Consider the following 12,593-nt stretch of genomic DNA (forward strand, 5'->3'; position numbering starts at 1 on the left):
CGGCGACTGCTTCCCGAGTCGAGCGGCCGGCTTCTCAACCCACCGCACACGGCAGCCGTTTGATCCCGTGGAAGAACGAAGACCGCAGCCGGTCGGGCGACCCGGTGACGACGAGGCCGGGCACACGTGGATACAACTCTTCCAGCATGACCCGCAGTTCCAGCCGGGCCAGCTGAGCACCCAGGCAGAAGTGCACTCCCCCGCCGCCGAACGCGACATGGTCGGGCCCCGGGCCGGAGCGCCCGCGGGTGATATCGAACTCGGCAGCCCGCTCGAACACGTCCTCGTCGCGGTTGGCCGACAGGTAGTGCATCAGCACCCAGTCGCCGGCCCGGATGTGCTGGCCGCGGATCTCGACGTCGCGCGTGACGGTGCGGCGGAAGTGCATCACCGGGGTGGCCCAGCGCAGCAGTTCCTCGACGGCGAACTTGGCCGCGGTGGGCTGGCGGGCCAGCAGCGCCTGCTGGTCCGGATGCTCGGACAACGCCAGGATGCCGTGGCTGAGGGTGTTGCGGGTGGTCTCGTTGCCGGCAATCGCCAGCAGCAGGAAGAATTCGTTGAGCTGGTCGCGGTTGAGCTGCTCGCCGTCGACCTCGGCGGCGAGCAGAGCGGACAGGATGTCGTCGGTGAGGCCGTGCTTTCGCCGGTGTTCGACCAATTCTCCGCAGTAGGCGAACATTTCGGCGGCCGCCAGCCCGAGCGCCTCGGGTGTGGGAGCGTAGTCGGGGTCTTCGATGCCCAGGCTTCCGATCGCGTTGCTCCAGCGGAAGACGTCCATCCGGTCCGCGGCCGGCACGCCCAGTACCTCGGCGATCACCTGCAGCGATATTTCCGCGGAAATGTCTGTGACGGCGTCGAATTCGCCTTTGCCATCGATGTTGGCGACGATGTCGCGGGCAACTTGGCGCATTCGCGGTTCCAGGCGCAGCACATTGCGGGCGGTGAAGCCCTGGTTGATCAGCTTGCGGTAGTGGACATGTCGCGGCGGGTCGATTCCCGGCAGCATCGCCGAGGTCGGCGCCGCCTCAACCTCCAGCAGGGTGTTGCCCTTGCTGCTGGTGAACGTCTCGGTGTCGCGACTGACCAGTCGCACATCGGAGTGCCGGGTCAGCAACCACGTTCTGGGCAGTCCGGAAAGTTGCACCGGATACACCGGCGCGTGGGCCCGTAACCGGCGCAACGCCTCGAACGGAGCACCGGCGAGATAAGTGTCCGGGTTCAGCACGGCGGCGGCGTCCCGACCGGAAGCGCTGTCGTGATTTTCGACAATCAGCGACCTGAGCTTCGGAATGCTCATCGGTGCTCCGCGCATGCCTTGATACCGGCGATGACGACGTCGAGTCCGGCCCGGAACCGCGATGCGGGCTGGCGCTTGCCGCGGGACTCCTCCAGGCTGATCGAACCCAGCAGATAGGTGTACAGCACCGAATGTGCTGCGGCAGCACCGCTTTTGGCGAGTCCGGCTTCGGCGAGAAGGGCGCGGCTCAGTTTGTCCAGGCGCCGGGCGCGTTCCCCGCCGCCACTGGTTTGCAGGACGCCGGCGATGCCGCGGACGTCGAGCATCACTTCGCGTGCGGCACAGTAAAGCTCGGTGAGCCGGGTGTCCCAGGGCCCGGCTTCGGGTTCGGGGATATCGGTCAGAACGGATTCGGCGAGCAGATCCAGGGCGGCCTGCTTGCCCGGGACGTGGTAATACACCGACGGGACCGCGGCGCCGAGCTCGGCGGCGAGCTCACGCATCGTCACCTGCTGCACGCCCACCCGCCGGGCCAGGTTGTGCAGACACGCCACCACCCGAGCGCGGTCGAGTTCGCCGTAGGCCCGCCGTTGTGCGGAGGTCATTGAACGCGCCTATTCGAGCGGCGTTCGAAATAATTCGAGCACTGTTAGAATTTAGCGCGATGAGCGCCGTCGCCGCAAAGCTGTCGATTGCCACGCCGGTGGTGACCATGCTGCCCGGGGTCAGCGCCGACTGGGAAAGGCACGCCACCGTCGAAGACCTGGCACAGATCGCCGAAGCCGCGGACCGGCTCGGCTACCACCACCTGACCTGCAGCGAGCACATAGCCTTGCCCAAAGCCGAGAAGCGGCGCCGCGGGACCCGCTATTGGGATCCGTTGGCCACCTTGGGCTACCTGGCGGCGCGCACCCGGCGCATTCGGCTGGCCACCAACGTGCTGGTGCTCGGCTATCACCATCCGCTCGAAATCGCCAAGCGCTACGGCACTTTGGACGCGGTCAGCGGCGGCAGGCTCATCCTTGGTGTGGGCGTCGGCAGCCTCGAAGCGGAATTCCACCTCGTCGGCGCTCCGTTTGCTGATCGCGGAGCACGGGCCGACGACGCGTTGCGAGCGTTGCGCTCGGCACTGTCGGTGCCCGAGCCCGCCTACCATGGCGAGTTCTATTCCTTCGACGGCATGGTCGTCGACCCGTGCGCGGTCCAGCCGCACGTCCCCATCTGGGTCGGCGGACGCACCCTGCGGTCACTGCGGCGAGCCGCGACGCTGGCCGATGGCTGGGTCCCCTTCAACGTGAGCCTGCGCCAAGCCCGAGAGTGGCTGAACCGTTTCGAAATCCGGCCGGGTTTCGAAGTGGTGCTCACGCCCCCGGCGCCGCTGGACCCGATCGGCGAACCGCAATGGACCCGCGCCGTGCTCGCCGAGATGTCCGAGCACGGGGCCACGACCATCGCCGCCACGTTCGTCCACAGCTGCCTAACGCACTGCCTGGAGAACCTGCAGTCGCTCGCCGAATTGGCCGCCTCGTGAACCGGGTCAGGGCAGGCATTTTCAGCCTCACCGCAGCCGCGCCGCCCGACGACGACGGCGGTTATCTGCGATGGCACTTGCTCGATCACCTGCCCGAGCAATATCAACTGCCGGGCATCGTGCACGGGCTGCGCTGGATCGCTGACGGCGATTACCTCGATCACCGGTTGGCAAGCCGCGGCCCGCTCGGCGAGATCGCCAATGCCGTGCACTATCTCGTCGGTGACCCCGTTCGGCAGACATTCGACGACTTCGTGGCGCTGGGCCGGGCGTTGCGGGACAGCGGCCGGATGCCGGTCATGCGACCGTTGTTGGAAGTGGCGGGCCTGCGGCTGTTGCAGTGGCAAGCCGCCCCGCGCGCGCTCGTTTCCCACGAGGTGGTGCCGTTCCGGCCGCACCGGGGAGTGCTGCTGATCATCGAGGAATCCTTTGACGGCCGCTCCGATCGATGGCTGGAATGGCTGCATTGCGAACACTATCCGGCGCTGCTGGCCGTCCCCGGCGTGGCGGGAGCCTGGACATTCGGCTCGACCACCGCATGGGATCCGATGCCCCGCGGATGGCGGACCGACCCGCAGTACATCACCGTCGTCTACCTCGACGACGACCCGCTGGCGACGACGGACGCCCTGGCGCCGGTGGTCGAACAACGGTGGCGCTTGGCAGCGGTGCGGCCGGTGTTCGCCGGGCCGATGCGGACCATGATCACCTGGGAAGCCTGGCCGTGACGACGCGAACATCAGGACACCTGGCAGAGCGGCTCACTAAATCAGGATTAAACAGTCAACTGAGCACGCCTTAGCTTAGATATAAACTGTCATTATTATTCCATCGACAGTTTGAATTGACTTCGGCCGGCGTTTCGGCAAAATTTGATCATGCGCCTGAAAGCCCCAGCGCAAGATTCTTTGTATTTAGGGATACGCGTTAGGCGACATCTGCATTCAGTCGGCGAACAGGTTGGCCGCAAAGATTGGCGGTCTCGTGGCTATCCTTTGTGAGGAGAAGGGTTAATCAAATAATTGCTTTCAGTTGAATCTCCAGGCGAGTATCGATTACCGCTGAAGAAACTACCGCACCTGGTCGTGATGAGCCGCGACCTGCGCCGTGCAAGGTCGGTTGCCCCGTCGTTGGGCTCCCATAGCGTAGACATCCGCCCGAAGATAGCTTTTTTCGACAGCAAGCCGTACATCGAGGCCTGCTTCCGCGATCACAATTGGCGCAACTACGCTCTGCATTTCCTCGAGACCCGCCTGACTTCCGACACCGTTGGCCTAGCCGCCGGCAGTGATGTCGTCTGCCCCTTTGTCAACGATCGGCTGGACGCCGCGGTTATCGAGGCGCTGCGCGATTCGGGTGTGCGCCTCATTGCCATGCGTTGCGCCGGTTACAACAACGTGGACATCAAAGCCGCGGGCCGCCTGGGGGTCGGCGTAGTGCACGTGCCGGCATATTCGCCCCACGCCGTCGCCGAACACGCCGCCGCGCTGCTGCTCACCCTCAACCGCAAGACACACCGAGCCTACGTCCGCGTGCGGGAGGGGAACTTCTCGCTCAACGGTCTTGTGGGCACCGACCTCCACGGCAAGTGCGCCGGCGTTGTCGGCACGGGCAGAGTCGGCAAGTGCCTGATCAGAATTCTCCGCGGGTTCGGGATGCGTGTGCTCGCCCACGACCCCTTCGTAGACGCGCAGTTCGCCGCAGCGAACGGGATCGAGTACGTCCCGCTGCCGAACCTGCTATCACAGGCCGACGTGATCAGCCTCCACGCGCCACTCACGGCCGGTACACACCACCTCATCAACGCCGAGACCATCGCGCGCATGAAGCGCGGCGTCATCCTCATCAATACCAGTCGCGGCGCGCTCGTCGACTCGGTCGCGCTCATCGAAGGCCTGAAATCCGGCATTGTCGGCGCCGCCGGTCTCGACGTGTACGAGGAAGAGGAGGCCTATTTTTTCGAGGATTTTTCCGCGGAGGTCATGACCGACGACGTACTTGCACGCCTTATTGGTTTCGGCAACGTTCTCATCACCAGCCACCAGGCGTTCCTGACCTGGGAAGCCCTCGGCAATATTGCCGACATTACGTTCGATAATATCGCCGAATTCGTGGCCGGTCGCCGGGGGGCTGAACTCAGTAACGCAGTTTTGTAGGCAGTTTCTGATTGCGGTGGAGCCGTCCGTCGACCGGCGGTCGGGGAGCAAGCGGTATGACCCTCAGCGACCCGCACCGTGGTGCCCTTGCATCCGGATCCACAACGCTCGCTGGCGAATCGGTTCAACGTCTGATACGGAACTATGCACCCCCGGCGGTTCCAGCAACGTCTGAATCGTGGTGATCGTCGACGGCCGCTGCTCACCATCGCCGGTCACCCATGCGATGATCTGCTCCTCGAACGCCATCAACTGTCCCCAGTGTTGACTTGTCCTGCGCTGCGGGATAAGCCGACCCACTTGGCACCTCGCCGTTGTCCGGGGGTCTCGGCACCCACCACCATTCATCTTGGGCCACGGGGTCGATAGTGCCAGCATTCGTCATCTGGAAGACGGAATAAAGACCCACTCGTCCGCCTCGGCGCGGCGACGCGAACACCGGCACAATTTCGCAGGGCCGCTCAGGTGAGCAACGCGGGCAACGGCACGTGCATCAATGCACATGCCGCCCGCAGCATCTCGGCCTCTGCGGTCGTCACGGTGCCGTCGGCGGTCACCGCCACGGCCATCGCTTCCACGAGTGCCTGCTTGGCCTTCGGCGCCAGGCCGTCCAGTCCGGCCCAGCCTTGGTCGAGCGCCTGCTGCCATGCCACTTGCCGCGGCGGTGGCGCAGCGGCATCGGGGTACAACCGGCGCAGCGCGCCATCGTAGGCCCGCCGAGCCGACTCCTGGTCGCCGGCGCCGGCGACCGCGAGCGTCGCGAGCAGCGTCGTCACCGTCGGCCGCACCCGGTCGAGCGAGCCATGCCCGACCTTGCTTCGGCGGTGCGGATTGGCCGCGTCCTGCAGGTAGCTCCAGACCAGCCGCGTCACGCAGTACTCGAACATCGACACCGAGCCGTCCGCGACGGCGAGTTCGTTGAGCACCCCTAATAGCGCTTCCCGGAAGGCGGGCGGATGGGCGGCGAGCTGCGGGATAGCCAGGTCGACCAACGGCAGCCGTAGCTCGGCGGGCAACACCGTCATCGTGTTCACCAGCGCGGCGGCTGCCTGCGCCTCCCGGTGCCCTAGCCGCTGCGCTACCGAGGCGAGCTGGCGAGCATGCAGCGGATCGCCGGGACGGGCCAGCAGCAACGCGATGATCGCGGCCGCGGCGGTGCTCGGCTGGGTGGCCAGCCGACGAGCGTCTGGGGGAATCGTGGCGTGCAGCGCCGAGCCGTGCTGCAGGTCGGCCCGGGTGAGCGTGCCGGCGCGATCGGCCACCTGCTCGGGACTGATGCCACGCCGACCCGCCCCGAACGGCCCCGCTACCGTCGCGGCGGGCTGAACAGCCGCGCCGACAGCGGAGGCAGTGCCGGTCGGGGTGAATCCGGCCATCGCGTCCTCGGCGAGCCCGTCGGGCAACCGTTGTCCGTAGCGCTGCTTCAGCGCGTCCACCTCACGCGGGTCGAAGCTGGGGTCGAGCGCCTTGATCCGGTCGGCCAGGGGCGGATGCGTCGCGTACCACGCGCGAAACGACCGTCTGCCCTCGCCGAACAACATATGGCTGACTTCGGTGGCGCTGCGGGCGTCGCGCAGCGCCGACCCGGACGCGATGCCCGCGATCTTCTTCAGCGCCCCGACGAGTCCGTCGGTCTGACGGGTGAACTGCACCGCGGACGCGTCGGCCAGCCACTCGCGCTGGCGGGACACCGCCGCCTTGATGATGTTGGCGAAGAACACCCCGATGAAGCCGAGCACCATCATCGCGAGCGCGATCATCCAGATCGGCGCGCCGTTCTTGGAACCGCCGCCGCGGCCGCCGCCAAACTGCAGGACCCGCAAACCGGTCAGGCCAATCAGCAGGATCCCGTTCAACAGTCCGATCAGCCTGATGTTCAACCGCATGTCGCCGTTGAGGATGTGGCTGAACTCGTGGGCGATCACACCTTGCAGCTCGTCGCGATTGAGCTGGGACAGTGCACCGCTGGTGACCGTAATCGCCGCGTCGGCCGGGGTAAAACCGGCCGCAAACGCATTGATGCCGGGTTCCTCCGGCAGGACGAACAGGCGCGGAGCCGGCACCCCGGATGCCAGCGACATTTCCTCGACGATGTTGACGAGTCGGCGCAACTGCGGGTCAGAGCTCGTCGGGTCGACCTGGACGGCCCCGACCGAGGCGGCAACGGCCGCCCCGCCCTGGCGTAGCGCGACCGTCTTGGTAATCATGCCGCCGGCGATGATCAGCAGCGTCACGGCCGTAACGCCGACGACGACGTCGAACACCGCTGAAGGGTCGGCCCTTCGATACGTCATCGCGACCGCCGCGGCGGCGTCGATGAAGGCGACCATCGCCACCACGGCGACGATGAACAGGAACACCAGCTTGAGCGTGCTACTCCGGGCCGCGCGCTGGTGGTCGAAGAAGTTCACGCCGATCGAAGCGTCAGAACTGGACCCGCGGCGCTTCCCGCATCTCCGGGCGATCCGGCGGAAGCTCGAGCAGCGCAGCAGCGGTGAAGCCGAACATGCCCGCGTAGATGTTGCCCGGGAACGTTTCGCGGCGGTTGTTGTAGCTCATCACCGCGTCGTTGTAGGCCTGCCGGGAGAACGCAACCTTGTTCTCGGTCGAGGTCAACTCCTCCGAAAGTTGCATCATGGTCTGATTGGCCTTGAGGTCAGGGTAGCTCTCGGCGACCGCGATGAGCCGGCCCAACGCGCCGTCCAGCCGCTGCTGCCCAGCCGAGAGTTGTTGCATCGCAGCGGGATCCCCCGGGTTCGCCTGTGCGGCGGATAGACCCGCCATTGCCATGTTGCGGGCATTCACCACGGCCTCCAGCGTTTGGCGCTCGTGGGCCATGTACGCCCTGGCCGTTTCGACCAGGTTGGGGATCAGGTCGAAGCGGCGGCGCATCTGGACGTCGATCTGCGCGAACGCATTCTTGTAGGCGTTGCGGGCCCGAACGAGACCGTTGTAGCCGGCGATCACCATGACCAGCAGCACAATGACGACTGCCACGATTGCCACGAGGACGCCGATGACGAGTCCCATGAGGTGTCCCTCTCCGTCGGAATTTGCCGCATCGCGCGGCCACGCCGGATATTAGCGGGGCACCGGTGTCCCCGTGGGCGATTCCTGCGTTCCCGGGTGGCGCAGCGGCACCCCCGTCACGGTGGGAACGCCGTGCCGCGCCACATTGCGTCGACATCGAAACGCATCAGTAAGCAGCCTCGGCCCAGGTGCCTTGTGGATAGGGTGGAACGGTGCCGCCGAACACCCCGTCGGTGAAGCTGCACAATGTGTCGGAAATGGCTCCGGCGTTCGCCAATGTCGTTGTTGCGGAGCCAGATACGACGCGCACGACCACCGCCTGCCAGAAGTAGGTAAGGCCGCCGTGTTCGTACCAGACAAACCAGTCGGTGCCGCGATTGCCGGCACGAATCAGTCGCCGAAACGGCAGTGACGGATCGGTGACCGCGTCCGTCTTGTTGAAAGGCGCACCGATGTCCGCGATCGGTGGCAGGAGTTTGAGCAGCGCCGGCGGCAGCTCCGACACACTGGGCACCTCCTGGACCGGTGTGGCCAGCGCGCATTGCGTGTTGGGCACCGCTGCAGCCGGGCCCGCCGTCGCGACCGCCGACGCGACAGCTGCCGCAAGCCACATCGTCACGTTATTGCGAAACCCCCGCGCCACCGATCTGGTTCACCTACTTTCGCCGGTGTCACCAAGGTATCGCCCGGCGCGCCCGGTCGCGGACCAATCCAGCAAACCGGCCCTGTTCATCTGAGCGCAATGCGGTCAAGGACGGCGACGACAGCGGCCAGGACGTCGGCTTCGAACGCCGCAGAAATCGGTGCACCAGTGAGCAAACGGCGGCGAATTGCGCCGCCGGCGATATCGATGACGGCCAGTGACAGCAGTTCGCGGGCCCGTTCGTCCCCGCCGGTGCGCTCGGCAAGTCTGCGCAGGGCATCGCGAATGGCGGCGTTGCCGCCGGCAAGATGCCGTGCCGCAGGGGCATTGGGATCGGTAAGCACATCGGCGGGGCGAAACGCGGCGAGCAGTCGCGCATCTTCGGGCTGGTTGCGGGCGAACTCCATGATCCACCGCGCGGCACCAACCGCCGCGTCATTGATATTGTCCCGGCGCAACTGGTCCAGGAACGGTGCCTGGAAGCGCTCGAGTGCCCGTTGCCATGCCGCGGTCAGAATCTTGTCGCGGGAGCCGAAGCGGTTGTAGAGCGAACCCACCGAAGCACCGCTCAGTGCGGCGATCGCATCGACGGTGACGGCGCGTGCCCCGCGCTCCAACGCGATCGAGCGCGCGGCGTCGAGCATTGCTTCGGTGTCGTGTCGTCGCGGCCTGCCCACCTAACCCATTGTGCTTGACCAGACTTCGCCGCCCTTGACTTTTAGAACGATTTTTCTAAAATTGTTATGGCTCGATCCGCAGGAGGCGGTCATGGACACAGCCGAGTGGCTCCGTCAATCCGAGGCCTTTCTGGGCGCATGGAACCGCCACGATGTTGAAGAGGTCGTGGCGTGGTACACCGAACCCTTCGTCTATCGCGATCCCAACATCGGTGCGGCCGCCATCGAGCGTCGGGACGCGCTACGCCGTTACCTCTCAAAGCTTTTCGATCTCTGGGAGATGACTTGGTCGGCCCGGGAGGTGTTTGTTTTCGACGGCGCCGAGGGCGCCGCGGTGACATGGGACGCCACCTTCCGGCTCCGCGCCGGGCATACTCATCTCGACATCCACGGTGTCGATATCGTCTTTCTCCGCGACGGAAAGGTCGTGCACGACGAAGTCTTTTTCGACCGATCGCGGCTCGCGCCATTGGTTGCCGGTAACGCGGCCTGAATCGTCCGGGCGGGCGCTAGGCTCGTTGTCGCCTTCGACGGCGCCCGTTCCGCAACCAGGAGCGACAACGAGGTGAACCGGGTGAACGCTAGAGATCAGGTGCTGATCACTGTCGCCGAGCTCGCCAGCCGAATCCGGTCCGGCGAGCCCGTCACCTTACTCGATGTGCGGTGGCGACTCGACGAACCCGACGGGCATTCGGCCTATCTGCGGGGCCACCTACCCGGGGCGGTCTACGTCTCGCTGGAAGACGAACTCAGCGACCACACCGTCGTCGGCCGCGGCCGTCACCCACTACCCTCGGGGCGCAGTCTTCAGGTGGCCGCGCGCCGCTGGGGAATTCGGCAGGACGGCCTGGTCGTGGCGTACGACGACTGGAACCGGGCCGGTTCGGCGCGAGCGTGGTGGCTGCTCACTGCAGCCGGGATCCAGAACGTCCGCATCCTCGACGGTGGCCTGGCCGCATGGCGCTCAGCCGAACAGCCGTTGGAGACCGGCGCGGTGACGCCTCTCGCCGGGAATGTGCTTGTGCGCCATGATGATCTGGCTGCCGGGCGCCGGCCCACCTTGACTGCGCAGCAATCCGGGTCAGGCGCGGTGCCGCTGCTGGACGCACGGGCACCGGAGCGCTTTCGCGGCGATGTCGAGCCGGTCGACCCGGTTGCCGGTCACATCCCCGGCGCGATAAACCTTCCCAGCGCTGCCGTCCTAGCTTGCGACGGAACGTTTCTCGATGAGGACGCGCTTACCCGGCTGTTGTCCGGCCGCGGCATCAATCGCGACGGCCCGGTGGGCGCCTACTGCGGATCCGGTATCACCGCGGCCGTCATCGTAGCCGCGCTCGCCGCGATGGGTCGTGAGGCGGCGCTGTATCCCGGATCGTGGTCCGAGTGGTGTACGGACCCGACTCGTCCCGTTGGTCGGGGCGCCGGAAGCCCCTGAGCATCAGGCGCCGGCCCAGTTCTGCAGAAACGCCTGGGCCACCAGTGCGGCGTTTTCGGCCGCGATCTGCTTGTAGAGAAAGAACTGGAACGGAAAGCCGGGCAGGTTCAGCGGGTCACCGGGGCCATCGGACATGCCGCGGATGCCCAGAAACGGTATGCCACGCGCGTTGGCGACCGCTTGCGCCGCGGCGGTCTCCTGGTCCACAGCGTCGAAGGCCGGGTTGTGCACCGGTACCTTCAGGTTGCTCAGCAAGCCGTGGGCCAGGAACGGCAACAACGCGTGCAGAAAGTTGCCGGTGTAAAGAAGTGAGCGGTCCGGCGCCGAGCATGGCTGGCAACCAAAGACGTCGCCGCCGTTGGGGATACAGGGAAACGCCTGGCCGTTGTTGTTGTCGCTGCTGGAGCCGTCGCCGCCGACGAGGAGTTGCGTCTGTCGCCCCAGGTTGATCAATGGCACCGTGGGCATGTGCTTGCACAGGCAGGCAGGGTTGCCGAGATTGTTGACGTTGCCCAGGTTGACGGCCAGTGTCTGGGCCGCGGCCAGCATCCCGGGGTCGACGTCCTGAAATGTCGCGCCGTTGTCCAGGGTCCAGCGCGCCGGGATGGCCACGTCTCCTATCGCGGTGCGTCCGGCGCCACCGGCGACACCCGAAAACACCACTGCGCCAACGGAAATGCCGGACGAGCAGGTGAAACGATCGAGGGCGATCTCCGTGGTGCGGGTGGCGTTGACCAGCCCTATGCCGGTCATCGCCACTATCACCCTCTTTCCGGCGATCGCCCCGAGGTAGAAGTGCCGATGGTGGGCGACGACAACCGGGTTGGGGTCAAGCGTGGTGTGCGCCAACACCGCGTCGGCTTCTGCGGGAAAGGCCGACAGGATCAGCGTGCGCTGTTGGCATGGGCTCACCGTCGCGAAGCCGCCGGCGTCGGCCCTGGTGTTCGACGAGACCGCTGCTGCGCCCAGCGACAAGGCGGCCAACACCGCACCCGCAGCCCGGAACCGCTCGAGCACGATCCCCCTATCCCCGGCGGAACTTCGTCGGTCGCGGCTGCCAGGACACGCTGTCTCATGGGTGGTGTGGCTTAGATTTTGGCGCCACATGACGCAACGCTGGCTATGCGTTATCGATGTTTTTCGCCAACGATTCCGTGTCGTTATGCCGGGACACAAAATTTTGGCTGTTCGGCCCGCCATGGCTTTCGCCGAGATCAACGGCCGCGCGACGGCCACTCGAAGTTTTCCGCACTGGTGTCGATTTCGCTGTCGCCGAGTGAGCGAACGGGCCGGCGGCGCTACAACCGCTCGACGACCAGCTGCGCGAACGCGTGGTTGGTCGAGACCTGTCCATCGGGCATTTTGATGTTGGGATCGTAGAGCTGCAGGCTTATCCCGTCGACCTTGTCGCCGTTCTGATGGCCGACGAAGTAATTCGTCGTCTTGCGTAGCGTGAGCACGCCGTTGATGATGCTCTGGTGCGAATAGCGGGGATCTTGAAGCGAACCCAGGATCTCCATCTTTTTCTGGTCGACATTCCATAAGAACGCATAACCCGGAGCCGAATAGGCGGCCGCCTGCTGCTCGGGCGTCAGCTTGAAACCGAACGAGGTCAGCGACCAGCCATCGATGCGATACGTGCCCGGCTGCAGCGTCAGGTGTCCGTTCGACTTGTCGTACTTGATGTAGCCGTGCGCGTCCAAGTTCACGTCGTTGAAGACGCGCACGTTGACGCCGGGTTTCATCGGGACGTTGGCCAAGCCGCGTTCGGTGAACGCTCCCCACAGGCGCGGGTGAGATGTTTCGCCGCAGGCCGTTACGGCCAGCGCCACAGCGACGGCGAGTAACAACAACCTGTGTCTCAACGTGCCTCCCGGGTGGATT

14 protein-coding genes are annotated in these 12,593 nt (G+C 65.7%); 5 read left to right on the forward strand and 9 right to left on the reverse strand.

The genetic code is table 11. From position 1 onward, the window contains the following. Positions 1–34: 34 nt before the first annotated feature. Together EET10_RS17780 and EET10_RS17785 are read right to left on the reverse strand one after the other, a co-directional pair. Entirely contained in the window at positions 35–1,297 is a 1,263-nt protein-coding gene (locus EET10_RS17780) for a cytochrome P450 (RefSeq protein WP_122502366.1), read from the reverse strand. Then, entirely contained in the window at positions 1,294–1,842 is a 549-nt protein-coding gene (locus tag EET10_RS17785; RefSeq protein WP_036402515.1) for a TetR/AcrR family transcriptional regulator C-terminal domain-containing protein, read from the reverse strand. The genes EET10_RS17780 and EET10_RS17785 overlap by 4 nt, the downstream gene beginning before the upstream one ends. 59 nt (positions 1,843–1,901) lie before the next feature. Between EET10_RS17785 and EET10_RS17790 the strand changes: the two genes are divergently transcribed. From EET10_RS17790 to EET10_RS17800, 3 genes are all read left to right on the forward strand, one after another. Next, complete coding sequence (locus EET10_RS17790) at positions 1,902–2,768, forward strand: TIGR03619 family F420-dependent LLM class oxidoreductase (protein ID WP_122502367.1); 867 nt, start codon at positions 1,902–1,904, stop codon at positions 2,766–2,768. Beyond that, positions 2,765–3,496: a hypothetical protein gene (locus EET10_RS17795; protein ID WP_036402510.1), complete on the forward strand. Its 732-nt coding sequence runs from the start codon at positions 2,765–2,767 to the stop codon at positions 3,494–3,496. Before EET10_RS17790 ends, EET10_RS17795 begins: the two co-directional genes overlap by 4 nt. Positions 3,497–3,856: 360 nt before the next feature. Beyond that, the gene (locus EET10_RS17800) at positions 3,857–4,924 is read left to right on the forward strand and encodes a 2-hydroxyacid dehydrogenase (protein ID WP_081260796.1); all 1,068 of its coding nucleotides are present in this window, start codon (positions 3,857–3,859) and stop codon (positions 4,922–4,924) included. Between the two features lie 63 nt (positions 4,925–4,987). Here EET10_RS17800 and EET10_RS17805 read toward each other — a convergent pair whose 3' ends face one another. The 5 genes from EET10_RS17805 to EET10_RS17825 form a co-directional block, all read right to left on the reverse strand. Continuing rightward, positions 4,988–5,173 carry a hypothetical protein gene (locus EET10_RS17805; protein ID WP_063468325.1) on the reverse strand — a complete coding sequence of 62 codons (186 nt, stop codon included), beginning with the start codon at positions 5,171–5,173 and terminating at the stop codon, positions 4,988–4,990. Positions 5,174–5,385: 212 nt separating this feature from the next. Then, complete coding sequence (locus tag EET10_RS17810; protein ID WP_122502368.1) at positions 5,386–7,335, reverse strand: M48 family metallopeptidase; 1,950 nt, start codon at positions 7,333–7,335, stop codon at positions 5,386–5,388. Between the two features lie 13 nt (positions 7,336–7,348). Continuing rightward, entirely contained in the window at positions 7,349–7,954 is a 606-nt protein-coding gene (locus EET10_RS17815; RefSeq protein ID WP_036402506.1) for a LemA family protein, read from the reverse strand. 166 nt (positions 7,955–8,120) lie between these two features. Further along, positions 8,121–8,597, reverse strand: a complete 477-nt coding sequence (locus tag EET10_RS17820; RefSeq protein ID WP_244601996.1) for a hypothetical protein — start codon at positions 8,595–8,597, stop codon at positions 8,121–8,123. A gap of 86 nt (positions 8,598–8,683) precedes the next feature. Further along, on the reverse strand, positions 8,684–9,274 hold the full coding sequence (locus EET10_RS17825; RefSeq protein ID WP_136622974.1) for a TetR/AcrR family transcriptional regulator: 591 nt from the start codon (positions 9,272–9,274) through the stop codon (positions 8,684–8,686). A gap of 34 nt (positions 9,275–9,308) precedes the next feature. On the opposite strand from EET10_RS17825, the gene EET10_RS17830 reads away from it, so the two are divergent. After that, the gene (locus tag EET10_RS17830) at positions 9,309–9,767 is read left to right on the forward strand and encodes a nuclear transport factor 2 family protein (RefSeq protein WP_136624748.1); all 459 of its coding nucleotides are present in this window, start codon (positions 9,309–9,311) and stop codon (positions 9,765–9,767) included. 81 nt (positions 9,768–9,848) lie between these two features. After that, positions 9,849–10,709, forward strand: a complete 861-nt coding sequence (locus EET10_RS17835; protein ID WP_099188457.1) for a sulfurtransferase — start codon at positions 9,849–9,851, stop codon at positions 10,707–10,709. Between the two features lie 3 nt (positions 10,710–10,712). On the opposite strand, the gene EET10_RS17840 is transcribed toward EET10_RS17835, so the two are convergent. Beyond that, the gene (locus EET10_RS17840; protein ID WP_244601997.1) at positions 10,713–11,726 is read right to left on the reverse strand and encodes a phosphorylase family protein; all 1,014 of its coding nucleotides are present in this window, start codon (positions 11,724–11,726) and stop codon (positions 10,713–10,715) included. Between the two features lie 281 nt (positions 11,727–12,007). Further along, positions 12,008–12,574, reverse strand: a complete 567-nt coding sequence (locus EET10_RS17845) for a hypothetical protein (RefSeq protein WP_244601998.1) — start codon at positions 12,572–12,574, stop codon at positions 12,008–12,010. Between the last annotated feature and the right edge of the window lie 19 nt (positions 12,575–12,593).

Source organism: Mycobacterium pseudokansasii (genome assembly GCF_900566075.1).
GTDB lineage: Bacteria > Actinomycetota > Actinomycetes > Mycobacteriales > Mycobacteriaceae > Mycobacterium > Mycobacterium pseudokansasii.

Excerpts from the sequence above, each read along its gene's own strand:
- EET10_RS17800 (WP_081260796.1), top strand. The coding sequence starts at position 3,857 with ATGAGCCGCGACCTGCGCCGTGCAAGGTCGGTTGCCCCGTCGTTGGGC.
- EET10_RS17780 (WP_122502366.1), bottom strand. The coding sequence starts at position 1,297 with ATGAGCATTCCGAAGCTCAGGTCGCTGATTGTCGAAAATCACGACAGC.
- EET10_RS17785 (WP_036402515.1), bottom strand. The coding sequence starts at position 1,842 with ATGACCTCCGCACAACGGCGGGCCTACGGCGAACTCGACCGCGCTCGG.
- EET10_RS17815 (WP_036402506.1), bottom strand. The coding sequence starts at position 7,954 with ATGGGACTCGTCATCGGCGTCCTCGTGGCAATCGTGGCAGTCGTCATT.
- EET10_RS17790 (WP_122502367.1), top strand. The coding sequence starts at position 1,902 with ATGAGCGCCGTCGCCGCAAAGCTGTCGATTGCCACGCCGGTGGTGACC.
- EET10_RS17805 (WP_063468325.1), bottom strand. The coding sequence starts at position 5,173 with ATGGCGTTCGAGGAGCAGATCATCGCATGGGTGACCGGCGATGGTGAG.